The organism is Lysobacter sp. GQ73 (assembly GCF_059758755.1).
In genome coordinates this window covers 522972-548047 of the sequence record NZ_JCAXEE010000001.1, presented here as the reverse complement: position 1 = coordinate 548047, position 25076 = coordinate 522972, and the positions used below count along the sequence as shown (strand labels likewise).

Here is a 25076-nt window from a genome sequence, read left to right as displayed (position 1 = left end):
GTGGCCGTCGCGCGCGTCGCCAAACGGGCCAACCCGCGCAACGACCCGCGCTACAAGCGCGTGGTCGACAAGCTCAACGCCGACAGCCGCAAGCTCAAGCAGCATCCGCCGCCGTCGCGCAAGTCCGACGAGTCCGGCAAGGCCGCCAAGGGGCCGGCCAACGAAAAGGCCGCCGGCGCGCGCGCCAAGCAGGTCGACCAACTCGAAGAGGCCGAGACGCCGAAGCCGCAGACCGCGAGCTTCCTGTCGATCCTGCGCGCCGAAATCGCCAAGGTCATGCCCAAGACGCTCGGCGACACCGAGAAGTTCATGAAGGGCGGCACCGGCAACCAGATCAAGGGCTCGCTCAAGGGCGAGGTCGGCAACCAGAAGGAAGCCGCCACCGGCGATCTCAAGCAGACCTCCAACGCGCCGCCGTCGGAGGCCGGGGTCCCGGCCAAGCCGGTCACGCCGATCCCGCCCGAACCCGGCGTGCCGCCGCCGCAGGTCGACGCCGCCGCCGCGATGCCCGCGCCGAAGCCCGCCGCCGAGATCTCGCTGGAGGCCAGCAAGACCGAAGTCGCCGACGCCAAGAAATCGACCAAGCAGACCGATACCCGGCTCAAGAACGCCAACGACCCGCGCTTCTCGGCGGTGATGGCCGCCGAGAAGGCGGTCCAGAAGGATTCCGATGCCGGTCCCGGCAAGTACCGCGGCAAGGAAGGCGCGACCCTGGCCAAGGCCGCCGGACAGGCCAAGACGGTGGCCGGAAAGGGCGTCAGCAGCCTGCTCGCGGTCAAGGGCGGCAGCAAGACCAAGGTGCTGTCCAAACAGGAACAGCAGAAGGCGCGCGAAGAGCTGGAGCTGAGCAAGTTCAGCAATTTCGTCGTCGCCACCTTCAACACCGCCAAGGCCGCGGTCGACAAGCGCCTGGAGAACCTGGAGACCTCGGTCAACACGATCTTCGACCAGGGCACCGACGCCGCCCTGGCGCAGATGAAGAGCTATGTCGAAGACGCGCTGTTCGACTACAAGCTCAGGCGTTATCTGCTGATACCCGGCGGTTCGCTGCTGTGGATCAAGGACCAGATCCTCGACCTCCCGCCGGAGGTCAATCGCTTCTACGAGGCCGGGCGCAACCTGTTCACCGCGGCGATGGACGCGCTGGCGGTCAAGGTCGCCGACCTGGTCGAGCGCGAACTCGCCGCGGCCAAGGCCGAGGTCGCCCAGGCCCAGGCCAAGATCGCGACCGCGCAGGCGGCGCTGTCGCCGGGCGTGCGCGCGCGCGGCGCCCAGCTCACCGCCGAGTACGCCGAGAAGTTCAACGAACTCAAGTCCGGCATCGAGGACAAGAAGCAGGCGCTGGCCGAGGGCCTGGCGCAGAAGTACAAGGAAGCCTTCGACAAGGCCGACGAAGCGCTCAAGGCGATCCAGGACTCCAACAAGGGCCTGGTCACCCAGGCCAAGGAGAAGATCGCCGAAGTCGCCAAGGCGCTGATGGAGTTCAAGGACAAGCTGATGGGCATCCTGCGCAAGGGCGCGGACACCATCGACCTGATCCTCGACAACCCCGGCGGCTTCCTTTCCAACCTGATCTCGGCGGTCAAGGGCGGCTTCTCGGCGTTCGCCGGCAACATCCTCGGTCACCTCAAGCGCGGGTTCGTGAAGTGGCTGTTCGGCGCGTTGGCCGGCACCGGCATCGAGGTGCCGAGCGACCTGTCGCTGGTCTCGATCCTGAAGATGGTGCTCGGCGTGCTGGGCATCACCTACGAGCGCATGCGCGCCAAGGCGGTGAAACTGCTCGGCCCGACCGCGGTGGCGGTGATCGAGAAGTTGGTCGGCTATCTGCAGACCCTGATCGGCGGCGGCCCGGCCGCGCTGTGGGAGCAGATCAAGGGCGACCTGTCCAACCTCAAGGACATGGTGATCGGCGCGATCCAGGACTGGATCGTCACCACCATCGTGCAGAAAGCGGTGGCCAAGGTCGTGTCCATGTTCAACCCGGCCGGCGCGATCATCCAGGCGATCATGATGATCGTCAACGTGGTGATGTTCGTGGTCGAGCGCGCCGCGCAGATCATGGAATTCGTCGAGTCGGTGATCAACTCGATCCACGCCATCGCCACCGGCTCGATCGGCGGCGCCATCGGCAAGGTCGAACAGGCCCTCGGCAACGCCGTGCCGATCCTGATCGGCTTCCTGGCTTCGTTGATCGGCCTGGGCGGCATCAGCGCCAAGATCAAGGGCTTCATCACCAAGGTCCAGGGCAAGGTCGACCAGGCCATCGACAAGGCGATCAAGAAGGCGGTCGCCTACATCAAGAAGCTGTTCGGGAAGTTGACCGGGAAGAAAGACGAACCGCCGGCCGAAGGCAGCGAGGAACACAAGAAGGCCGTCGCCGCGGCGCTCAAGATGCTCACCAGCGAAACCCAGGCGCGCAGCAAGAAACAGCGCATCGAGGAAAAGGACGCCAAGGCCGTCGCCGCCAAGGTCAAGGGAGCGCACAAGATACTGAAGTCCTTGACCGTCGTGGACGACAAGGAAAACTGGAACTACGCCTATGTCGCGAGCCCGAAGCGGGAGCACAAGGGCGCGCACAAGGGGTCGGGCGTTCTCAAGATCGTCAAGGTCAACGTCAAGGACCCGAACATCAAGGGACTCCTGAGCCGCGCCAAGACGGCTGCCGTGGACAGAGGCAAGAGATGGGCCGCCGCGGCGAAGAAATTCGTCGACAAACTGATGTTGATCAAGATCGAAAAGCGCGTCGGCGCGGTCATCCTGCCCAGGGACCAGTTCAGCAAAATGCCGTCTGCCCAGTACGAAGCACGTCTGAACTACGAAAAGAATCTGGTCGCCGGAGAACCCTTCGATAACCGACCCGATGCGACCGCGGAGATTTTGACCCCGCCGGGAACCAAAAAGGCGGTCGCTCAGGTCATTGTGTTCGAGTTCACCGTGGTCGAGGACTTCCACAAGACCGACGCGACCGGGAAGCCCGACAAGTTCGCGATGCACAAGATCGATCAGTATTTCAAGACGGTCACCAATCTACTCGCCAAGTACGGGCCAGACACGCCGATCACCTATTATTTCGTCGCACCGCGCGAACCGACCGACGACACCAAAGACTACCTGGTCGGCGTATTGCGCGACAAAGGCGCCAAGAACGTCACCGTCGTGTGGGTGGTGGCCGGATGAAATCTCTCACCGCCAACGCCTGTGCCGGCGTCCGCCTCGATGCCTACCGTTCACTCCACGATGGCGCCGATCTCGTCGTCTGCGGCTGCGGCCCTTCCCTGCTGCACCTGACGCGGCCGCAGCGCTACCTGACCATCGGCGTCAACGACGTCGGCCGCCTGTTCGACCCGACCTATCTGGTGGTGCTGAACCCACGCCAGCAGTTCAAGCACGACCGCTTCCGCTACGTCGAACAGTCCAATGCGCAGGCCTTGTTCACCCAGATCGAACTCGGACGGGTACGTCCGCCGGTGGTGCGGTTCCGCCTGGGCCAGTACGCCGGCACCGAAGCCGGTACCGACGACGCCCTGCACTACACCCAGAACTCGCCCTATGTCGCGGTCTGCCTGGCCGCCTACATGGGCGCGCGGCGGATCGGCCTGATCGGCGTCGATTTCACCGACGATCACTTCTTCGCCGCGACCGGTCGCCATGCCCTAGCTGCCCGACTCAAGGAAATCGACGGCCAGTACGGCAAGTTGGCCGCGGCGTTCGGCCGCCGCGGCGTCGAGCTGCTCAACCTCAGTGCGATCAGCCGGCTGAAATCGCTGCCGCGGGCATACATCGACGACGCCGGCGAATGGCGGCGCGATCCCGCCGTCCTGCACCGGCTGGCCACGCCCGCGCCGCCGCCAGCGCGCTCACCCACTTCGGCACCCATCCGCGCGCCCGCAAGGAGCCACGCCATGAAAGTCGCGATCGAAAAACGCACCGCCGGCCTGGTCGGCGATCTGTTCGAGGCCCTGGCCGGCTCGGTCGCCGCACTGGGCCACTGCGTCAGCCGCGACCCGCGCGCGACCGCGCGAAACCCGCGCGTGCTGTCGATCGTCTGGAACGGGCGCGGCCATAGCCTGCTGGGGCCGGCTCTGTACTGCGAGCACGGCTGGCTGCCGCGCGCCGACTACCAGATCAGCCCGCGCGGCATCAATGCCGATTCGCATGCCGCGCCCTTCGTCTGGGACGGCCGGCCGCTCAGCGCCGAACAGGACGCCGCGCTGGATCGGCGCCTCGCCGCGATCAAGTCGACCGGTTTCAGCGGCTACTACCAGTACATGCAGGCCAATCGCGAACACCGCATCGAGCTGCCGGCGCAATTCCTGCTGGTGCCGCTGCAGATCGAGTCGGACACCAACATCATCCGCCACGCGCCCTCGTCGCTGCGGACCATGCAGGCGCTGATCGACCACGTCAGCCGGCTCGACCCGCCGTGGCCGGTGATCTTCAAGCAGCATCCGGCCGACGCGCGCACCCGCAACCGCCATCTGCGCCTGCACCTGCGGCGCAAGCAGGACCTGCTGTGGCCGCAGGCACGCGGCAACATCCACGAGATGCTGCGCAGCGGCGCCTGCCGCGGCATCCTCACCCTCAACAGCAACGTCGCCCACGACGGCCTGCTGTGGGACGTGCCGGCGATCGTGCTCGGCCGCAACGTGTGGCCGCGCAGCGGCGCGGTCAAGCCGTTCCTGACCGAAGCGCCGCGCGATTGGGCGCTGCTCGCCGACAGCGCGACCAGCGCCGAGGCCATCGCTTGCCGCCGCGCCTATGCACACCATCTGATCGCCCACCAATGCAGCCTGAGCGAAGCCGGCGATCCGCAGCGCGTGGCCGCGCTGCTGGACCTGGCCCTGCGCGAACGGCCACTGGCGCCGACCGGCACGGTGATTGCGCGCGCTCAGCCGCGTACCGCCGTGCGCAAGGCCGCGCCGGTGCCTGCGCCGTCGTTGCCGACCCTCAACGTCGTCGCCGAGAACAAGGGCTGGCTGTTCGAGCACTGGAAACAGGCGCTGGCGGCGGTCGCGCCGCCGGGCTACCGCGTCGCCGCCACCCAGAAGCCCCTGCCCCAGGCCGAGGCTTGGATCTTCCTGCGCGCCCGCGAGGCCGCACGCAGCCCGGACCCGATGCGCAGCGTGGTGCAGTTGCACGACATGAGCGGCCCCGAGGCCTACCGGCGCGGCGGCGCGCGCGCCGATGTCGCCCGCTGCGGCGGTCTCGTCCTCGCCCATCCCGGTCAGCAGGCGATCCTCGCCGCGAGCGGGATAGACCTGTCGAAACGGCAATGGATCGTGCGCCCCGTCGGCTGGGGCGAAGCCGTGCCGGCGCCGCCCAACGACGATGCGCTGCCGGTGCTGGCCTGGATCGGCCGGCCGGCGAACCAGCAAGGCCGCGACACGAGCGGCCTGGCCGAGTTCGTCGCCGCGGTGCAACGCGTCCGCTCGCCGATGCGCGTCAAGTTGGTCGGCGAGCGCCTCGACGCGGCTGCCGCGAGCCTGCGCCGCGCCGGCATCGATTGCACCGTGCTGGGCCTGTCGCAATGTCCGCTGTCGCGCTGCGGCGAATGGATCGGCCGCTTCGACGGCGTGGTCGTGACCAGTACCAGCGACTGCGGCCCATGGCCGTTGTTCGATGCGGTGCGCGCCGGCGTGCCGGTCGTCGCCCCCCGGATCGGCTGGGCCGAGCAACTGCTCGGCGACGGCCGTTGCGGCCACCTGGCCGACGGCGTCGACGCGATGGCCGAGGCGATCGACGCGGTGCTCGCACGACGCAGTCATTGGCGGGAGCGACGCCTGACCCTGCCGCCGCAATGCCCCGACTACGGCATGGCCGCCTGGGCCGAGGCCAATCTGCTGCTGGCGGTCGCGCTTGCGACCGGCGGCGAGCGAGCCGTGGCATGAAGACGCCTCCGCTGCGCGCCGTGATCGCGCCACCCAAATCCAGTCAGAAGCCCAAGCCGAAGCCGCAACCACTGGCCCGGATCAAGCCGCGCAAGGCCGGCAAGCGCAAAGACCCGCCGCCGCCGTGGCTGGCCGATCAGGCCCTGAACTTGTTGCTGACCCAATACGAGTTCGACAGCGTGCTCGACGTCGGCTGCGGCGACGGCCTGCAGGCGCGCCATTTCGCCAAGCACGGCAAGCGCGTCACCACGATCTCGTTCGAGTCCTATGGCGCGTACCGGCCGGACTTCGTCGGCGACTTCGAGGACTTCGCCAGCGACCAACGCTACGACCTGGTCTGGTGCTCGCATGCGCTTGAACACCAGGCCAACGTCGGCCAGTTCCTGCAACGCCTGCTGAGTTTCGTCGCCCCCGGCGGACTGCTCGCGATCACCGTGCCGCCGGCGCGGCCCTATATCGTCGGCGGCCATCTCACGGTGTGGAACGCCGGGCTGCTGCTGTACAACCTGATCGTCGCCGGCGTCGACTGCCGCGAGGCGCGGCTCAAGGTCTACGGCTACAACATCTCGCTGATCGTGCGGGTGCGCCGGGCCGAGTTGCCGGCGCTGCGCCACGATATCGGCGACATCGAGCGGCTCGCGCCGTTCTTCCCGATGCCGGTGCAACAGGGCTTCGACGGCCGCATCGAAGAGATCAACTGGGAGCGGCCGCGCGGCGCAGGCGCTTCGGCTAAAGCGGCGCCGGTGATAGAGGCCGGCACGACGCTCGACCCGGCCGCGTTCCTGGCCTTGCCGGCGGCGCATGCGAGCGACCTCGACAGCCTGCTCGCGGTGACCCGCGCGCATTGCCCGAGCGGGCATGTGATGGAGTTCGGCGTGTTCCGAGGGCGCTCGCTGAGCGCCCTGGCCCGCGCCTTGCCGGAACGCCGAGTGCATGGCTTCGACACCTTCACCGGCTTGCCGATCCCCTGGCAGCGCAGTGCGGGCAGCGTCTACCCGGCCGGGCACTTCGATACCGGCGCCCTGCCCGGGGTGCCGGCGAACGCGAGTCTGTGGCCCGGCGAATTCGGCGCCAGCCTGCCGGCCTGGCTGGACGCGCACCCCGGCGCCGCCGCGCTGCTGCACATCGACTGCGATCTGTACGAATCCACGGCCACCGTGCTGAGCCTGATGGACGAACGCATCGTGCCCGGCACCGTGCTGGTGTTCGACGAACTGTGCGACTGGACCGAGTCCGGTGTGTACCCGGCCTGGCGCGAAGGCGAATGGCGGGCTCTGCGCGAGTGGCTGCAGCGCCGCCCGCGGCGGCTGCGGCTGCTGGCGCGCGGACCGAAGTTCTCCGCCGCGATCCAGATACTCGCCCCGCCTTCGCGAACGTCCTCACCGACATGCCCCTGAACATCCTCCCGAACGTCGCCGCCGCGAGCCGCGCCGGCGATCACGGATCGCGGCGTTGAATACGATTGCAGCGGCTCCGGAGCAGCGCAACAACGGCCTTAGAGTGAGGCGGCGCGCGTATCGGCGCGCCTTCCGACTCGACAGGAGTGCGTGGCGATGGGCGATCAGACGCGGTGGTGGAATGGCGCGGCGGGCGTGGCGTTGGCGACGATGCTGGGCCTGCTGTGCACGGGCGAGGCGCGCGCCGCCATCGACGCCCAGCAACTCGGTGCGCGCTACGACGCGAGCCGGAGCAATCTGAATTTCCGGGTCTATTCCTCGCGCGCCACCCGCATCGAAGTCTGGCTGTACAAGACCGCCTCCGGCGCGCAGGAAGTCGCGCGCCTGAGCATGACCAAGGACGCCGCGACCCAGGTCTGGTCGAAGTCGGTCGCGACCGGCACCATCAAGACCAGCTACGGCATCGCCGGCACGGTTTACTACGGCTATCGCGCCTGGGGCCCGAACTGGCCCTACGACCCCGCCTGGCGCAAGGGCAGCGGCACCGGCTTCGTCAGCGACGTCGACGCCAGCGGCAACCGTTTCAACCCGAACAAGCTGCTGATCGACCCCTATGCGCGCGAGATCAGCCAGGACCCGAACACCGCCGCCTGCGCCGACGGCACGATCTACGCCAGCGGCGCCAGTCATCGAAACAAGGACAGCGGCGCTTGCGCCAGCAAGAGCGTGGCCCTGCTCGCCGATACCTCCTCGACCGGCGCCAAGCCGACGCGCGCGCTCAAGGACGAGGTGATCTACGAGGTGCACGTGCGCGGCCTGACCCGCAACGACGCCAGCGTGCCCGCCGCCGAACGCGGCACCTACGCCGGCGCCGCGCGCAAGGCCGCCTACCTGGCCGGCCTCGGCGTCACCGCGGTCGAATTCCTGCCGGTACAGGAGGCGCAGAACGACCAGAACGATGTCGACCCCGACTCGACCGCGAACGACAACTACTGGGGTTACATGACCCTGAACTATTTCGCCCCGGACCGCCGCTACGCCGCCGACAAGAGCGCCGGCGGGCCGACCCGCGAATGGAAGGCGATGGTCAAGGCCTTCCACGACGCCGGTATCAAGGTCTACGTCGACGTGGTCTACAACCACACCGGCGAAGGCGGCCCCTGGGGCGGCAGCGACGGGCTGACCGTCTACAACCTGCTGTCCTGGCGCGGCCTCGACAACCCGGCCTATTACTCGCTGACCGCCGACCTGAAATACCCCTGGGACAACACCGGCGTCGGCGGCAACTACAACACCCGCAACGCCGTCGCCCAGAACCTGATCGTCGATTCGCTGGCCTACTGGCGCGATACGCTCGGCGTCGACGGCTTCCGTTTCGACCTCGCCTCGGTACTCGGCAACAGCTGCCAGCACGGCTGCTTCAACTTCGACAAGACCGACGCCGGCAACGCGCTCAACCGCATCGTCGCCGAGCTGCCGCCGCGGCCGGCCGGCGGCGGCGCCGGCCTCGACCTGATCGCCGAGCCCTGGGCGATCGGCGGCAATTCCTATCAGGTCGGCAACTTCCCCGCCGGCTGGGCGGAATGGAACGGCCTGTACCGCGACGCGCTGCGCAAGAAGCAGAACAAACTCGGCGTGGAGGCGGTCACCCCGGGCATGCTGGCTTCGCGCTTCGCCGGTTCCAGCGATCTTTACGGCGACGACGGCCGCAGGCCCTGGCATTCGATCAACTTCATGGTCGCCCACGACGGCTTCACCCTCAACGACCTGTACGCCTACAACGACAAACAGAACAACCAGCCCTGGCCGTACGGCCCGTCCGACGGCGGCGAGGATCACAACCTCAGTTGGGACCAGGCCGGCGTGGTGCTGGAACAGCGCAAGGCAGCGCGTACCGGGCTGGCCTTCATGATGCTGAGCGCCGGCGTGCCGATGATCACCGGCGGCGACGAAGTGCTGCGCACCCAGTTCGGCAACAACAACACCTACAACCTGGATTCGGCGGCGAACTGGCTGTACTGGACCCGCGACAGCGTCGAGGCCGACCACGAGACCTACAGCAAGCGCCTGATCGCGTTCCGCAAGGCGCACCCGGCGCTGCGCCCGGCGAATTTCTACAGCGGCGCCGACGGCAACGGCAATGTGATGGAGCAGTTGCGCTGGTTCAAGCCCGACGGCGCCCAGGCGGATGCGGCCTACTTCAACGGCAGCGCCAATCACGCCATCGCCTGGCGCATCGACGGCAGCGAGTTCGCCGATCCGGCCAGCGCGATCTACGTGGCCTATAACGGCTGGTCGGGCCCGGTGAACTTCGTCCTGCCCTGGCCCGGCGCCGGCAAGCAGTGGTACCGCGTCACCGACACCGCGACCTGGAACGAAGGCCCGAACGCGGTCGCGCTGCCCGGCTCGGAAACCCCGATCGGCGGCGAGAACGTCGCCTATGGCATGCAGGCGCGCTCGTTGCTGCTGTTGATCGCCAAATAGCGGGCGCAGGGCGCGCCGGCTCGGCTTCGGCGCAGCGGGATGGTTGCGTCTCGCTGCGCCGGGGCTGCATCGTTGTCGCAGTTGCTCGGTCGCGGCTTGCGCCGCTCCTACTCCTGAGCGCGTGCTTCCCGGCAGGAGCGGCGCAAGCCGCGACCGCGAAAACCCGATAGCGGCGCGCAGCCCGCAATCGCCCGCGCACCGGCTGCGCCGGCCAGACCGCGTCGTTCCCGCATCGTCCCGGCTCAGGCGCCCGCCCGCGCGGCCCCATCCGACATCGCCAGATACCGGCTCGGCGGCATCCCGATCAGGCGCTTGAACATGGTCGTGAACGCCGAAGCGCTTTCGTATCCCAGGTCCAGCGCCAGCGCGGTGATCGGCTCGCCCGCGGCCAGGCGCGGCAAGGCGGCGAAGATCGCCGCCTGCCGGCACCACTGGGCGAAGCTGGTGCCGGTCTCGGCTCGGAAACGCCGGGTGAAGGTGCGCCGGCTCATCGCCAGGTCGCGGCACCAATCGTCGATGGTGTCGTGCGGCGAGGGATGCGCCAGGTACGTGCGGCAGCGCCTGGCCAGGCGCGCATCGGCCGGGAACGGAATATCCAGCGGCAACACCGGCGCGCGTTCGATCTCCTGCACGATCAGCGAATAAATCAGGTCCGTGCGCGAGCCGCTCTCGGCCTGCGGCGGCAGGTCGCGGGTTTCCAGCAGCAACTGCCGCATCAGCGGCGACACTCCGATCACCCGGCAACCCTGCGGCAGCGCCGCGCCGACCTCGGGCTCGATGTAGACGCTGCGGGTGCTGATCGCGGCCAACACCTGCACGTCGTGAGCCATGCCGGCGGGAATCCAGGCCGCGCGCTCGGGCGGCACGATCCAGCGCCCGGTCTCGGTGCCGACCACCATGATGCCGTGCGCGGCGTACAACAGCTGCGAGCGGCGATGACGATGGCGGGCGATGCGGTGATGGCTCGGGTAGTCGTTCGAGGTGGCGACGATCCAGCCCGGCAAGGCGTCGACCTGGCTCGCAAGGACGTTGCGCATTGGCCCGATCTCGAAGATTGTTGACCTGAACAATAGTGCGGGCACGGCCGCGGCGAAGTCTACTGGTCGGCATGACTACGCTCGATCTCCGCAACGCCGTCTCCGACGCGCCGTCCGACACCTCCGCGGCCGCCGCCCTGCCCGGCTTCGACACCGCGGAAAAACCCGCCGAGGCCGCCGGCCGCATCGCTTTGCCGATCTTGGCGATGCTCAGCGTCTGCCACCTGCTCAACGACATGATCCAGTCCTTGCTGCCGGCGATCTATCCGCTGCTGAAGGACGCGTTCAAGCTCGATTTCGGCCAGATCGGCCTGATCACCCTGACCTTCCAGGTCACCGCCTCGCTGTTGCAGCCGCTGGTCGGCATCTACACCGACAAACGGCCGATGCCCTACTCGCTCGCGATCGGCATGGGCTTCACCCTGATCGGCCTGTTGCTGCTGTCGCGCGCCTCGAGCTTTCCGATGCTGCTGCTCGCCGCGGCCCTGGTCGGCTCGGGCTCGTCGGTGTTCCATCCGGAATCCTCGCGGGTGGCGAGCATGGCCTCGGGCGGCCGCCACGGCCTGGCCCAGTCGCTGTTCCAGGTCGGCGGCAACGTCGGCTCCGCGCTCGGCCCGCTGCTCGCCGCGTTCGTGGTGATGCCTCGCGGACAGGGCAGCGTCGGCTGGTTCGCGTTCGCGGCGCTGACCGCGATCGTGATCCTGAGCCGCGTCGGCGTGTGGTACCGCGAACAGATCCCGTCGCTGCGCAAGAAGCAGGCGAGCGCCGCGCGCGCGACCCTGCCGCGCAAGACCATCGTGGGCAGCATGGCCGTGCTGGCGGTGCTGATCTTCTCCAAGTACTTCTACATGGCCAGCCTGTCGAGCTATTACACCTTCTACCTGATGGAGAAATTCCAGCTCAAGGCGCAGGACGCGCAACTGCACCTGTTCGTCTTCCTCGGTGCGGTCGCCGCCGGCACCCTGCTCGGCGGGCCGATCGGCGACCGCATCGGCCGCCGCTACGTGATCTGGTTTTCGATCCTCGGCGTGCTGCCTTTCACCCTGCTGCTGCCGCACGCCGACCTGTTCTGGACCACCGCGCTGACGGTGGTGATCGGCCTGGTCCTGGCCTCGGCGTTCTCGGCGATCCTGGTCTATGCGCAGGAGCTGGTGCCGGGCCGCACCGGGGTCATCGCCGGCCTGTTCTTCGGCTTCGCCTTCGGCATGGGCGGCCTCGGTGCCGCGGCGCTGGGCCAGCTCGCCGACCGCATCGGCCTCGCGGCGGTGTACGAGCTGTGCGCTTACCTGCCGGCGATCGGCTTGCTGGCCTGGTTCCTGCCGAAGCTGGAGAAACCGGCGGCGGCCTGAACGCGGCGCGGTCATCGTCTCACAGGGTGAGAATGCTTCGCCGCATCATGGGCCATGCATCAGCATTCGCTGTTCGACACCGACCCGCAGCAACCGGTTCGCGACGCCGAAGGCGGCGTACGCTATCTGCCGGGCGTGTTCGATCGCGAGTGGTCGGCGCGCCTGTTCGCGATCCTGTTCGAACAGGCGCCGTGGACCTCGCAGCAGCGCATGATGTACGAGCGCCTGGTCGACGTGCCGCGGCGCATGGCGCTGTATCGCCTCGATCGCGACACCTTGCCGGAGATGCTCGGCGCCACCGCCGAGCGTGTCGGCGCGCTGCTGCAGACCCCGTTCAACAGCGTCGGCCTGAATCTGTATCGCGATGGCCGCGACAGCGTCGCCCTGCACAACGACAAGCTGCATAACCTGGCGCCCGGGCGGCCGATCGCGGTGCTCTCGCTCGGGGCCACCCGGCGCATGACCGTGCGGGCCAAGCGCCCGCCGCACGCGACCTGGCAACTGGAACTCGAACCCGGCAGCCTGGTGGTCATGAGCCATGCCTCGCAGCAGCATTACGATCACGGCATTCCGAAAGCGCCCGGCGTGGTCGACCCGCGCATCAGCCTGGCGTTCCGAGTGCGAACCGGCTGAATGCTCGCCGGTCGATTGTCGGGGACCGGTCGCAGCACCCGATCGATGCGCGCGGGCCGCGGGCTCAATCCTCGGTCGAAGCCTGCAGCGCCGCCGCCAGCGCGGCATCGCCGGACACCAAATCGTTCCAGCTCAGTGCCACGCCTTTGCGCCGGCCTTTTTCCGCCAGTTTGAGACCGTCGGGATCGAGCGTCAGGGTGTACAGCTTGCCGTCGATCTCCACTTCGCGTCGCAGCGGCTTGTCGAGTCGGGTCATGGTCGTATCGCTCCTGTAGGCGGCGGGTGGCCCTGTTGAATCTGTCTGTTGTCGAGTGGCGGCGCGGACCTCAGCCCCGCCCAGTCGTGCGGTACCAGTCCAGCAAGGCTTCGGGCAGGCGCGGTTCCAGGTCGACGCCCAAGGCGGCATGGGCATCGAGCGAGTCGAGCCAGTTGCGCCGCAAGGCGCGCAAACCGGGTTGGTCGAGCAGCGCCGCATCGCCTTGCAATTGCGACATCAGAGCCGCGCTGCGATCGTAGAGGCTGTCGCCGCGTGCGGCGAGTTCATGACGCAACCACTCGCGCAGCGGTCGGTGCACGCGGTGACCGGCGGTTTGCAGGCGCGAAGCCTCTTCGCTCAAGAATCGATAAGCGCCGCGATACCACTCGCTACGGCCGCCGGCCTGCGCGTTCACGGTCAACGGCGCCGGTGCGTTGTATTCGCCCAGGCGCCGGCGCAGGTCCAGTTCCAGCCTGCGCGCATCGCCCACGGTTTCGGTCTCGACCAGGAAGGCCCGGTCCAGATCGAAGAATTCGAAGAAGCGCGCCTGCAGCGCCTGGATGCGCCCCAGCGGGCCGCGCGAGAAGCCCAGCTTGAGCAGATCCTCGTAGGCGCAGGGCAGCACGTACAGGTAGCAGACGCCTTCGCTGGCGCTGCGGATTACATCGGGATCGGACGATCGGATGACGCGCATGCGCCTAGCATCGCCGATCTGCGGTGAAGCCGGAAGCATGATCGATAAGCGCCGTGCAGAGAGCGCTGCTAGCGTTCGCGAGCGCGGGAACGTATGGACCCGCTGCAATCGGCGGGACCCGGGATTCATGCGCGATCGGCGACCCCGGTGACGCCGGCGCTCTTGGCGCAGTGCGCGCAACAGTAAAAGGTGCCGTCGTCCTCGATGCCATGGCCGACGATGCGGCAATCGCAATGCGCGCAACGCGGCGCCATCGCGTGGATCGCGCACTCGAACGAATCGAAGGTACCGCTGCGCTCGCCCATCGATATGGTGAACGACTTGTCGTAACGGTTTCCGCATACATCGCAAACGGCCATGACGTGCTCCTGTGGGTATCGATCGACGGGCGCCGGCAGGCAGCCCTCAGAGGACGGGTCGGCTCTCGCCGCAGTTTCAGTCGCGGCTCGGACAATAGCGTCCGGCTAGTTGCTTATCGGCTTGCCCGGCGCCGTGGTTCTAAAGGCTGCGCCGAACTCGCGCTCGTCGGAATGCAGCGGGCGCACTTTGACGATCTCGTCGAGCCACAGATACGCGACCCGCCCCTCGCCGTGGACGTCTTCCAGGCGCAGCACCGCATTGGCGCCTTCGTTGCCGTCCGCATCGAGAAAGGTCTGCAGGCTCGGCCGGGTCGCGACGACCCCGACCTGCCGACTGCCATCGACCAGAACGATATCGACCAAGCCTTCGTCGGGCAGCCGCTCGATCAAGAGACTCAATCGGCGGATCTCGGCGGGATCGGTGTGCACACGATCGGCTAGCTGGGTCATCGTTCCGCTCCGTGCGGCCGGCAGGCCGGGCATACCGCTTACTTGTTACTTGCTGCTGGTGCGCTTGGCTGCGACCAAGGCGGTGCTGTCGACCTTCTTGACGCCGTCGACCTTGCCGGCGATGTTGATCGCCTTGTCGGCCTCAGCCTTGCCGTCTACATGGCCGGACAGCCTGACCACCCCGTTGACGGTCTCGACGTTGATGTCGGTGCCGGACACACCTCCGGTGGCCAGCAGTTCGGCCTTGACCTTGGTGGTGATCCAGGTGTCGCTGACCGGTTGCGCCGATTCGTTGCCGGTCGCGGTGGCCGGGTCGTTGGCGGTGGCGGCCGACTGCGGCGCCGCCAGAGCGGCGCCGGATACGGCCAGGGTGAGTGCGAAAATCGTGAGACGTATGGATTTCATGTTGGAGACCTCTTCGAGGATGGTTTCGCAATGGATACCGGCCGGCGCCTAGATCGGCACAGCACGGCCCGTTTCGATGGTTTTCGGTTCCGATGGTTTACGGCTGCGACTCAGTGGTGGTCCTTGCGTCCCGAGCCGGATTTCTTGCCGCCGCCGTCCTGCTTGTTGACCGTGGCCCAGGCGCGTTCTTCGGCTTCCTTCTTGGATACGCCGTCCTTCTGGTACTGCTGCTCGATATGCTCGGCCTGGCGTTTCTGTTTGTCGGTATAAGACGATTTTTCTCCACGAGGCATAGCTGCTCTCCTGATCGGATCGGTTGGATCCGTTAGCGATGAGCCGACGCTAGCCGCTCGGGAGTTAAGGCCAGGGCAGCACGTCGTTAGCGCGGAGTAGTCGGTTCATCTGCGTGCCGTCACGGCGGCGGCGGTCACCGACGCCTCACATCGCCCCGGTTATCAAAGATATTCACTCGGCCGGGAGCGCATGCATGGAGTGGATGAATCAGCTGTGGGTCGTCGGCGGCACCGCCTACGCGATGGTGCTCGGCGGCACCATCGGACTGGAACGCGAACTGAAAAATCGGCCGGCGGGCTTCCGCACCCACATGCTGGTCGCAGGTGCGTCTTCGCTGCTGGTAGGCGTGGGCCAGCTGGCGATCATGGATCCGCGCTTCCGTATACCGTTCCTGGTCAATATCGACCCGCTGCGCCTGGTCGAGGCCGTCGTCGCCGGCGTGTCCTTCATCGGCGCCGGCACCATATTCGCCCAGCGCGGCGGCCAGGCGGTCTCGGGCATCACCACCGCGGCCTCGTTGCTGATGGTCGCGGTTATCGGCGCCAGTACCGGCCTGCGCTATCACCTGCTCGCCCTCGCCGCGACCCTGCTGACTCTGCTGGTGCTGTTCCTGCTCAACTTCGCAGAGCGCAAGGCCGGCACCAAGCCGCCGCCGGACGAATCGGCCTGAGGCTCAAAGCCTGGGCAAGCGTTGCCGGCTCTCGGCGAAGCCTTCCCAGGGGTCCGTACGCAGGCGCGAGGCGCGGCGCAGGGCCTTGGCCAGATCGAAGTCGGTCGAGGAGCGCGCGCGCCCGAACTCGTCCCAACGCAAGGGCATCGCCACCGGCGCGCCTTCGCGCGCGCGCAGCGACCAGCTGGCCACGCTGGTGGCGCCGCGCGCGTTGCGCAGCCAGTCGATGAAGATGCGTCCCTTGCGCGCGGCCTTGGACGCGGTGGCGAGGTAGCGCTGCGGCGACTCAGCGGCCATGGCATCGGCGAAGCCCTCGCTGAAGGCCTTCGCCGCAGCCCAATCCGGGCCGGGCCGGAACGGCGCCACCACGTGCACGCCCTTGCCGCCGGACAGGCGGAGCCAGCTGTCGAGCCCGAGCTCGGCCAGCCGGTCGCGCACTTCGCGGGCGGCGCGCTTGAGTTCGCTCCAGGCGATGTCCTCGGCCGGGTCCAGGTCGAACACCAGCCGATCCGGCTGGTCCGGCGTTTTCCGCTTCGCGCCCCAGGGATGGAACTCGAGCGTGTTCATCTGCACCAGCGACAGCACGCCCCCGAGGTCGCGCACGTAAACATAGTCGGCCTGGCCGGCGGATTCGCGCAGACTTACCGGGTGCACACCGGGGCCCAGGCTGTCGGCATGGTGTTTCTGGAAGAAACACTGCCCGGCGATGCCGTCCGGGCAGCGCAGCAGGGACAACGGCCGGTCGATCAGCTCCGGCAGCAGCCAGGCCTCGACCGCGCGGTAATAATCGGCCACCTCGCCTTTGCTGATCCCCGCGCCGGGATAGACGATGCGTTCGGGATGGGTGAGTCGGGCCTCGCTCATTCCACGTCTCCTACGAGGACCGGCCGGAAGCCGCCCCGATTCGGTCGGCCGCGACGGCGCTCCAAGACGTCGTCGTCCGGCGTATGGCGACGCGCCGATTCAGCCCGTCACGCCGACTTGCGCGCGCGCTTCTTGGTCGCCTTCGCGGTCTTCTTGGCGGCCTTCTTGGCCGGGCGCTTGGCCGCGCCCTGCCCGCCCTTCTTCTCCAGGCTGCGTTTGAGCAGCTCGGCGAAGTCGATGACGTTGGTCGCGGCGTTCTCGGGCAGTTTCGATTCGTCCACGGCCTTGCCGCGAACGACTTTCTTGGACTTCACCCGTTGCTCGATGACCTTGTGCAGCCGCTGGCGGAAGTCGTCCTTGTACCCGTCCGGCTTCCACTCCCCGCTCATCGACTTGATCAACTGCTCGGCCATGTCGACCTCGCGCGGGGAAATCTTCCACTTCGCCAGCCCGCCCTCGGGCAATTTGTAGTCGCTCGGGTCCACCAGTTCCTGGGCGTAGCGCAGGATCATCAGCATCAAGGCCTCGCCCTGCGGCACCACCGCGGCCAGGTATTCGCGGGTGCGGATCACCACCCGGCCGATGCCGATCATGCCGGTGCGCTTGAGCACCTCGCGCAGCAGCACATAACCTTTCTCGGCCTTCTTGCCTGGTTCCAGCACATAGGGTTTTTCGTAGAATTCAACGCCGATCGAGGAGGCCTCGACGAAGGTGTCGATGTCGACGGTTTCCTTGTGATCGGGTGCGGCCGCGGCGATGTCGGCCTCCTCGATGACCACGTAACTGCCCTTGTCGTACTCGAAAGCCTTGACGATCTCCTTCCACGGCACTTCCTCGCCGGTTTCCTCGTTGACCCGCTCGTAGCGGATCGGCGCTTTGTTGCGGCTATCGAGCATGCGGAAATGCAGGTCGACGCGGCGTTCGCCGGTCATCAGCTTGACCGGGATGTTGAGCAGGCCGAACGACAGGGTTCCGGTCCAGATCGGGCGCGCCATGAGCTACCTCGCAAGGCCGGCGCGAATCGCCGGCGGGAACATCGGGGGCTCGACTGTGCCGCCGTGGGCGTTGAACCGAGGTGAACGGCCGGCGAGCCGGATCGCACGCGGGCCATCGCGAGGCATCGGCTAATACCGGAATTCATCGCCGGCAAGCGGGTTCGCGGCCGACTGCACGCATCGCGGCGGCATCGCGGAGGCCTCCGGTAGGGCCGCCATCCTGCGCTGCCGCGCCGCCGCCTTACGATGCGGCGGCCGCAGCAACGCAGGCCGCGCTCCCCTGCATTAGAGCATCCGGTCGCGCGCCTGTTCGGCGCGGGCCGCGCCGATCGCGGTCTCGACCTGCTTGACCTCTTCCGGCGGCGGTAACACCGCAGGCAGCCCCAGGGATTCGATCCACAGCTCGCGGGTCCAACCGGTGGTGTGATAGAGGTGATGGTCTTCGTCGGACTCGACCGCCTCGTGCGCCTGCTTCAGGACCTCCAGGCCATCGCCCTTCGCGTGCTCGACCAGGTGGCCGATCAATTCCCAGTTCATGTGGTCCTTGGTTTCGGCCAGTACCACGCATTCGGCCGCGACCAATTGCGCGGCGTCCGGATCCCCGGCCTGCTGGGCCATGCGGATCGCCTTGACCAGGGACTGGCCGATATGCCCGACGACCTCGCGGCCCGGCGTGCGCTGCTTCGGGTCCAGGCCGAGCTGCTCGAACACGTTGAGCAAGACGCGCTCGTGGGTGCGGGTCTCGTCCAGATAGCCTTGCCATTCCTTGTGCAGGTCCTCGTTGACCGCGCATTCGACCGCGGCTTCGTAGATCTTGATGCCGCCCTGCTCGGTCTCCAGCGCCTGATACAGCAATTCGCGGACTTGCGGGGCGTGCGGCTGGGTCTTTTTCATGCTGACGGTCCTCATTGTGCAAGCGGCTGGGAATCGTTTTGGGGGGTGGTGTTGGAGGCGGGCCCGGATACGGGGCGCACATCGCAGGGCGCGCCGGCGCGGGCCCTGCGGGCGAGGCGCTCGTAACGCTGGCGGAACTTCTCGAGCGTTTCCTCGTCGAGTTCCTCGAGGTCGAGCAAGGCGTCCTCGGCCGCCTGGGTCGCGCGTATCAACTCGTCGAGCTTGATCTGCACCGCGGCGGCGTCGCGGTTCTGCGAGTTCTGGATCAAGAACACCATCAGGAAGGTGACGATAGTGGTGCCGGTGTTGATGACCAGTTGCCAGGTGTCGCTGAAACCGAACAAAGGGCCGGACACGACCCAGGCGAGCACCACGCCGACCGCGAGCGCGAAACACAGCGGCTGCCCGGTAAAGCGGCAGGCCGCCTTCGCACCGCGCTCGAACGCGTGACGCAGGCTCATAGGCGGGCAGTCCTTCGTTCGAGCCGGTTCCAGGCTGCCTCGACCACGGTGCGGGCTTCGTCCCATTCCAGCCGCGACGCTCCGCGGGTGCGGCGATAGCCCACGTCGATGCCGTCGCGCATCTCGTCCAGGGTCCTGCCGCGGCTGCGCATGTAAGCGTCCAGCCCGATTTTCACCGCGGGTTCGTAGTCGCTGTAGCGCAAGCCCGGCCTATCGACCAGGCCGCGATAGTGATTGCGCCAGTAGCTCAACTCGGAATCGAGGTCCAACACTTCGAAGCCGGGCGTCGTCTGCACGGCATCGCCGGTCGATGCTTCGATGGTTGCAACATCCGTTTCGGGGAAGCGGTTGGTATAGACGGTCATGATCGGCTCCTTGAACAGACCCAGGCGCGTGGCGAGCGACAGCCGCGTGGGCAAAGCGGTTGGGGCGAAACATCACCCGATGCCGCGGCGAATGCGATGAGTTGCGGGGCGGCACGCTCGCGGTTGGACGTAACAAGTTCCGGAATCACAGTGCCACCGCCCCGCGCGAAGGCGATGTCATCGTCGCGGCGAAACGGTATCGATTCATTCATCAAGTTCAAGACGATTCGGCGCGCTGGCTTAACGCTTCAGCGGGAAACGGCGACGCAGTTCGCAGTCGCCTATTCAGTTGGTCGAATGGGATTGAGCGGTGCGAGTCGCGGCTCCGACCGCTCCTGGACCGGCGGTTCGCCGCCAGGCTTGCTCATGTAGGAGCGACGTGAGTCGCGACTAGGGTCGCGCAGAGATGACGAGGCCGTCGTCGTGCGTCGAAGCGGCATGCTATCGCAGGGTAGGAGCGGCGCGAGCCGCGACATCGCTGCGGCGATCTTGCAGCGCATTGCTCGATCGGGCGAGATCAAAGATCAAGATCAAACCCAAAGCTTCCGCCACTAAAGCGGCGGGTTACTTTCTTTTGTCTAAAGCAACAAAAGAAAGGTAACCAAAGAAAAGTGCTTTGTTTTGAATCACAGGCCCGCGCGTTCGATGCATACGCGGTGATTTTTCATACGGGACATCCCTGTCCCGATGAAAAACGGCCCGCATCCCTGCGGGCCGCCCTCCGGGTCTTCTTTGGCCTTCGCTAGTGCCCGGCTGCGCACTGCCACAGCCACAGCCACAGCCAAGATAAAGACAACAGCGATAGCAACAGCAATAGCAATAGCAATAGCAAGCAACAGCTACGGCGGCGGCAACTAAAACCAAAACCAAAACCAAAACCGAATCATGGGCCGAACGCCGAAACCTGTCGCCGCCCGCTTACCGCCGCGCCAAATTCCGCATTACTTCATCGATGCTGGCCTCGGCCGCGGCGGCGGCGCTGCCGGGTCGGCGTAACAGCAGACGGTGGACTTCGCGCTGGGCGTCGGCCGGCAACGGGGCCAGTTCTTCGACCTGGCCGGCGAGCAGGCTGGCGACCGCGACGCCGTCGCGGAAGGCGATGCGGGCGCCGGGGATACGCGGCACCTTGACGCCGGCCAGGACGCCGCCGGTGAGGTTCAGGGGGTCGGCGGCGGAGACGCAGATCGTCGCGCCGTCGTGCGCACGCTGACGGATCTGGCGCAGGCTGTTGACCGCATCGGGCAAGGCGAACTGCTCGCCGGTCATGCCGCTGACGAAACGGCCGCCGCGGATTTCGCCGCGCGCCTCCAGGCGCCGGTAGACGCGCAGCAGCTCGCGCCAGGGCGGCAGCCAGGCGGCTTCGCGCTGAATCAATCGCCAGAACACCACGCCGTAGCGTTCGAGCAGGCGCCAGGCGATGTGTTCGTTGGCCTCGGCGCTGCGGCCCGCATCGGCGGACTCGCTTTCGGCGTCGGCCGGACGGGTCAGCGACCAGCGGCCGGCGTCCTGCAGGTCGGTCAACAAGGCCCGGCGCCGGCGGCTGCCGTGGGTGGAGGAGCGCTTGGACGGCGGCACCAGCAAGGCGCGCAGCCCGGCGAAGCTGTCGCAAGTGATGCGGCCGCGGGTGACCAGTTCGCCCAGCGCTTCTTCGAGCTCGGTGCGCAGCAGATGCGCGTCGCGTTCGAGTTCGTCGAAGAACGAGGCGCCGCGCGCTTCCAGGACGGCGAGGACGCGCTGCGCGCGCGAGGACACCGGCGCCGGGTCGGCCTTGCGGCCGGCGGCAAGACGCCAATCGGCCAGGGCGCGCCGCGGCAGCAGCACGATCGGCGTCTGCCGCACGCTCGGCACGCCCTGCGGCACGGGCGCCGCCGGAGTGCCGTTGCCCGCAGCCTGGCTCGCACCATTGGCCGCGCCATTGGTTGCGCCGGCGTTCGCGTCGGGACGCAGGCGCGCCCAGGTCACCCGGCCGGCAGCGCAGAGTTCGTCGAGCCAGCTCGAATCGTAGTCGGCGATGCGCGCCGGCAGCAGTTCGCTTTCCCAGACCGAGGCCGGCGCTTCATAGCCTTCGAGTTGTTCCAGCACCGCGCGCAGGGCCTGGGGCCCGTTCATCCGAGTCGACGCCGACAGGTGCTGCCAGTCGAACAGGAAGCGGGCGAAATCGCGCGGTGCGACCGGTTCGATCTCGCGGCGCAAGCGGCCGACGGTGTAGCGGTGAATGCGGGCGAGCAGATGGCGCTCGCACCATTCCTCGTCGCCGCCGAGCAGGCTGTCGCGGCCGAAGCGGCCACGCATGACATAGCCTTCCTGTTCCAGCCGCAGCAGGCCCAGTTCGATCTCGCCCGGGTCGCGATGCGCGTCGCGGGCCAGCGCCGCCGCGGTGACCGGGCCGAGCGCGGTCAGGCGCGAGCGCAGCAGTTCGATCGAGGCCTCCTCGCGGCTCCACACGGTCGCGAGGTACTCGTCCGGCACCGTCACCGCCGGTTCGGCCACGGCGTCGGCGAACAGCGCCTGCGCCTGCGGCAGGTTTTCGGTCGCGACCCACCAGGCCGGCGGCTCGCTCGGCGACAGGCGCAAGGCGGCGGCGCGGCCGCTGTCGGCCAGCGCGCTCAACCAGGGGGCCCAGTCGTTCGCCGCGGCTTCGGCCACGGTGACGAAGCCGAGCCCCATCAAGGCTTCGTGCATTTCGTCGGCGTCGCGCACTTCCGGCCAGGCTTCGCCGCGGACCGCCTCGATCGCTTCCGGGTCGAGCCGGCCGAGGTCGTCGGCGCTGTCGGCTTCGGCATAGCGCCGCGCCATCACCGCCTGGGTGCGGCGTTCTTCCAGCGGCGCATCGTCGAGGAAGGCATAGGGCCGCGCATTGATCGCTTCGGCCGCGATCGGCGACGGCGCGGTGACGTCGCGCCCGATCACCTGCAGCTCGCCCTGCTCCAGCCGCCGCAACATGCGCAGCCAGCCGGCGCTGTCCATCGCCTCGTACAGGCAATCGTGCAGGGTCTGCGCGACCAGCGGATGGTCCGGCACCTCGCGCTCGCCGACCAGGTTCTCGGCGCAGGCGACCTGGTCGGGGAACACCGTCGCCAGCAGGTCTTCGCTCTTCATCCGCTGCAACTGCGGCGCGACCTTGCGCCCGCCGACGAAGCGCGGCAGGGCCAGCGCGGTGGTCGCGTTCCAGCGCCAGCGCACCGCGAACAGCGGCGCATCGAGCAGGGCCTGGGTCAGCACGTCGAGCGCAGAAGCCGAATGCAGGTAGCGGGCCACGTCTTCGAGCGGGAAACTGTGGCTGGTCGACAGCGACAGCACGATCGCGTCCTCGGTCGCCGCGGCCTGCAACTCGAAATTGAACTTGCGGCAGAAGCGCTTGCGCAGGGCCAGGCCCCAGGCGCGGTTGATGCGGCTGCCGTAGGGCGAATGGATCACCAGCTGGGTGCCGCCGGACTCGTCGAAGAAGCGCTCGAACACCAGTCTTTGCTGGCTCGGCACCACCCCGAGCGCCTGGCGGGTGCGGCCGAGATAGTCGACCAGCTGGATCGCGGTTTCGGCGTCGAAACCGAAGGCCTCGCTGAGCGCCCGCGCCGCCTCGCCGGCCTGGCGCGACTCGGCGAGCAACGCGTCGACCGCTTCGCGCAGGCGCGACACGCTGGCCGACAATTCGTCGCTGCGGCCCGGCGCTTCGCCGAGCCAGAACGGGATGTTCGGCGGCTGGCCCTGGGCGTCCTCGACCCGCACCCGCCCCGGCTCGACCCGCAGGATGCGGTAGCTGGCGTTGCCGAGCTGGAACACGTCGCCGGCCAGGCTTTCGACGGCGAAATCCTCGTTGACGTTGCCGATGGTGACGGCCTCGGGTTCGAGCAGAACGCTGTAGTCGCCGGTGTCGGGGATGGTGCCGCCCGACATCACCGCGGTCATGCGGCTGCCGCGGCGCGCGCGCAGGCGGCCGTGCACGGCGTCGCGGTGGATGTAGGCCGAACGCGGCCCGCGCCGGGTGGTGAAGCCGTCGGCGAGCATGCGCACGATCGCGTCGAAATCCTTGCGCTGCAGCCCGGCATACGGCCAGGCGCGGCGCAGGCAGGCGAACAGCGCGTCCTCGCTCCATTCCTGCGCGGCGACCTCGGCGACGATCTGCTGGGCCAGCACGTCCAGCGGCGCCAACGGGATCCGCAGCGCGTCCAGTTCGCCGCGGCGCACGCTGTCGAGCAAGGCCGCGCATTCGACCAGGTCGTCGCGGGACTGCGGGAACAAGCGCCCTTTCGGCACCCCGCCGACATGGTGGCCGGCGCGGCCGACCCTTTGCAGGAACGAGGCGATCGCACGCGGCGAACCGAGCTGGCAGACCAGGTCGATGTCGCCGATGTCGATACCGAGTTCCAGCGAGGCGGTCGCCACCAGCACGCGCAGCTCGCCGCGCTTGAGTCGTTGCTCGGCGTCCAGGCGCAGTTCGCGCGACAGGCTGCCGTGGTGCGCGGCGACCGCATCCTTGCCGAGGCGGTCGGCGAGATGGCGCGCGGCGCGTTCGGCCATGCGCCGGGTGTTGACGAACACCAGGGTGGTGCGGTGTTCGCCGACCAGCGCCGCCAGGCGCTCGTAGACCTCGTCCCATTGCTCGTGCGACATCACCGCCGACAGCGGAGAACCCGGCAGTTCCAGGGCCAGGTCGCGCTGCTTGGCGTAACCGATATCGACGATCGTGCAATCGGGGCGGCCGTCCGAGTCGACCGCATCGGCGCCGACCAGGAACCGCGCCACTTCGTCGACCGGCTTCTGCGTGGCCGACAGGCCGATCCGCACCGGCGGCTGCGCGCACAACTCGCGCAGGCGTTCGAGAGTGAGGCTGAGATGGCTGCCGCGTTTGTCGTCGGCAACCGCATGGATTTCGTCGACGATCACCGTGCGCACGGTCGAGAGCATGGCCCGGCCCGACTCCGAGCCCATCAGCACGTACAACGACTCGGGCGTGGTCACCAGGATGTGCGGCGACTTGCGCCGCATCGACTGGCGCTCGCCGGCCGGGGTGTCGCCGGTACGCACCGCGGTGCGGATGCCGGTGTCTTCCAGGCCCATGCCGCGCAAGGCCTGGCCGATCCCGGCCAACGGCGCGACCAGGTTCAAATGGATGTCGTTCGACAGCGCTTTCAACGGCGAGACATAAACCACCGCGGTCTCGTCGCGCAGGCCGTGTTCGAGCCCTTCGCGGACCAGTGCGTCGATCGCCGCGAGGAAGGCGGTCAGGGTTTTGCCCGAGCCGGTCGGCGCCACGACCAGGGTGTTGCGCCCGGCACGGATCGCCGGCCAGGCGAGCTCCTGGGCCTGGGTCGGCGCGGGGAACGCCGAACGGAACCAACTGGCGATGGCGGGGTGGAAATCGTCGAGGACCATGGGTTCGCCGCGTCGCCGCGGCCTGATGTCGTCCAGCCTTAGATGGGGTCGATTCTGGCATCCCTAAACCGCCTCAAGCCTGGAATCGGAGGGTTTTCGCTGGCCCGGTGAACGATTCAGCCGGGTCGCGGGCGCCTGGGCGGCATCGCGCATAGCCCTGATCGTCGCAACCGCCAGACCGCGTCGTCACGCCGGCCGAATCTTGACC

Annotated in this window: 19 protein-coding genes and 1 pseudogene; 7 read left to right on the top strand and 13 right to left on the bottom strand. The window is 67.9% G+C overall.

Translation table 11 applies throughout. From position 1 onward, the window contains the following. The 4 genes from AC6CH2_RS02230 (at position 1) to AC6CH2_RS02215 (ending at position 9769) form a co-directional block, all read left to right on the top strand. On the top strand, positions 1 to 3177 hold the full coding sequence (locus AC6CH2_RS02230) for a phage tail protein (protein ID WP_498267736.1): 3177 nt from the start codon (positions 1 to 3) through the stop codon (positions 3175 to 3177). Next, positions 3174 to 5888, top strand: a complete 2715-nt coding sequence (locus AC6CH2_RS02225; protein WP_498267735.1) for a glycosyltransferase — start codon at positions 3174 to 3176, stop codon at positions 5886 to 5888. The genes AC6CH2_RS02230 and AC6CH2_RS02225 overlap by 4 nt, the downstream gene beginning before the upstream one ends. Further along, on the top strand, positions 5885 to 7285 hold the full coding sequence (locus AC6CH2_RS02220) for a methyltransferase domain-containing protein (RefSeq protein WP_498267734.1): 1401 nt from the start codon (positions 5885 to 5887) through the stop codon (positions 7283 to 7285). Before AC6CH2_RS02225 ends, AC6CH2_RS02220 begins: the two co-directional genes overlap by 4 nt. Before the next feature lie 156 nt (positions 7286 to 7441). Continuing rightward, a complete protein-coding gene (locus AC6CH2_RS02215; RefSeq protein WP_498267733.1) occupies positions 7442 to 9769 on the top strand; it encodes a glycogen debranching protein in 2328 nt (775 codons plus the stop codon). Between the two features lie 242 nt (positions 9770 to 10011). Here the strand turns inward: AC6CH2_RS02215 and AC6CH2_RS02210 are convergent, their stop codons facing one another. Beyond that, positions 10012 to 10806: an AraC family transcriptional regulator gene (locus AC6CH2_RS02210; RefSeq protein ID WP_498267732.1), complete on the bottom strand. Its 795-nt coding sequence runs from the start codon at positions 10804 to 10806 to the stop codon at positions 10012 to 10014. 71 nt (positions 10807 to 10877) lie between these two features. Here AC6CH2_RS02210 and AC6CH2_RS02205 point away from each other — a divergent pair, with 71 nt between their 5' ends. Then, positions 10878 to 12155, top strand: coding sequence for an MFS transporter (locus tag AC6CH2_RS02205; protein WP_498267731.1), 1278 nt, complete (start codon positions 10878 to 10880; stop codon positions 12153 to 12155). Between the two features lie 54 nt (positions 12156 to 12209). Continuing rightward, entirely contained in the window at positions 12210 to 12788 is a 579-nt protein-coding gene (locus tag AC6CH2_RS02200; protein ID WP_498267730.1) for an alpha-ketoglutarate-dependent dioxygenase AlkB family protein, read from the top strand. Positions 12789 to 12852: 64 nt separating this feature from the next. Here AC6CH2_RS02200 and AC6CH2_RS02195 read toward each other — a convergent pair whose 3' ends face one another. From AC6CH2_RS02195 to AC6CH2_RS02170, 6 genes and pseudogenes are all read right to left on the bottom strand, one after another. Next, positions 12853 to 13044, bottom strand: coding sequence for a hypothetical protein (locus AC6CH2_RS02195; protein ID WP_498267729.1), 192 nt, complete (start codon positions 13042 to 13044; stop codon positions 12853 to 12855). A gap of 70 nt (positions 13045 to 13114) precedes the next feature. Further along, positions 13115 to 13738, bottom strand: coding sequence for a GIY-YIG nuclease family protein (locus AC6CH2_RS02190; protein WP_498267728.1), 624 nt, complete (start codon positions 13736 to 13738; stop codon positions 13115 to 13117). Between the two features lie 125 nt (positions 13739 to 13863). Continuing rightward, entirely contained in the window at positions 13864 to 14097 is a 234-nt protein-coding gene (locus tag AC6CH2_RS02185; protein WP_498267727.1) for a metallothionein, read from the bottom strand. A 105-nt stretch (positions 14098 to 14202) separates the two neighbouring features. Then, the gene (locus tag AC6CH2_RS02180) at positions 14203 to 14580 is read right to left on the bottom strand and encodes a DUF3247 family protein (RefSeq protein WP_498267726.1); all 378 of its coding nucleotides are present in this window, start codon (positions 14578 to 14580) and stop codon (positions 14203 to 14205) included. A gap of 12 nt (positions 14581 to 14592) precedes the next feature. Continuing rightward, on the bottom strand, positions 14593 to 14952 hold the full coding sequence (locus AC6CH2_RS02175; RefSeq protein ID WP_498267725.1) for a BON domain-containing protein: 360 nt from the start codon (positions 14950 to 14952) through the stop codon (positions 14593 to 14595). A gap of 122 nt (positions 14953 to 15074) precedes the next feature. After that, a pseudogene (locus AC6CH2_RS02170) lies at positions 15075 to 15245 on the bottom strand (HupB); the annotation flags it as partial. Between the two features lie 194 nt (positions 15246 to 15439). On the opposite strand from AC6CH2_RS02170, the gene AC6CH2_RS02165 reads away from it, so the two are divergent. Beyond that, positions 15440 to 15916, top strand: coding sequence for an MgtC/SapB family protein (locus AC6CH2_RS02165; protein ID WP_498267724.1), 477 nt, complete (start codon positions 15440 to 15442; stop codon positions 15914 to 15916). Between the two features lie 3 nt (positions 15917 to 15919). Here the strand turns inward: AC6CH2_RS02165 and ligD are convergent, their stop codons facing one another. From ligD to AC6CH2_RS02135, 6 genes are all read right to left on the bottom strand, one after another. Continuing rightward, positions 15920 to 16780 carry a non-homologous end-joining DNA ligase gene (gene ligD, locus AC6CH2_RS02160; protein WP_498267723.1) on the bottom strand — a complete coding sequence of 287 codons (861 nt, stop codon included), beginning with the start codon at positions 16778 to 16780 and terminating at the stop codon, positions 15920 to 15922. Positions 16781 to 16887: 107 nt separating this feature from the next. Beyond that, positions 16888 to 17775: a non-homologous end joining protein Ku gene (ku, locus tag AC6CH2_RS02155; RefSeq protein WP_498267722.1), complete on the bottom strand. Its 888-nt coding sequence runs from the start codon at positions 17773 to 17775 to the stop codon at positions 16888 to 16890. Between the two features lie 285 nt (positions 17776 to 18060). Beyond that, a complete protein-coding gene (locus AC6CH2_RS02150) occupies positions 18061 to 18669 on the bottom strand; it encodes a hypothetical protein (protein ID WP_498267721.1) in 609 nt (202 codons plus the stop codon). Positions 18670 to 18680: 11 nt separating this feature from the next. Beyond that, positions 18681 to 19130 carry a low affinity iron permease family protein gene (locus AC6CH2_RS02145; protein ID WP_498267720.1) on the bottom strand — a complete coding sequence of 150 codons (450 nt, stop codon included), beginning with the start codon at positions 19128 to 19130 and terminating at the stop codon, positions 18681 to 18683. Further along, complete coding sequence (locus AC6CH2_RS02140) at positions 19127 to 19495, bottom strand: hypothetical protein (protein WP_498267719.1); 369 nt, start codon at positions 19493 to 19495, stop codon at positions 19127 to 19129. Before AC6CH2_RS02140 ends, AC6CH2_RS02145 begins: the two co-directional genes overlap by 4 nt. A 918-nt stretch (positions 19496 to 20413) precedes the next feature. After that, positions 20414 to 24868 (bottom strand): DEAD/DEAH box helicase, encoded by a 4455-nt coding sequence (locus AC6CH2_RS02135; protein ID WP_498267718.1) that lies wholly within the window; start codon positions 24866 to 24868, stop codon positions 20414 to 20416. Between the last annotated feature and the right edge of the window lie 208 nt (positions 24869 to 25076).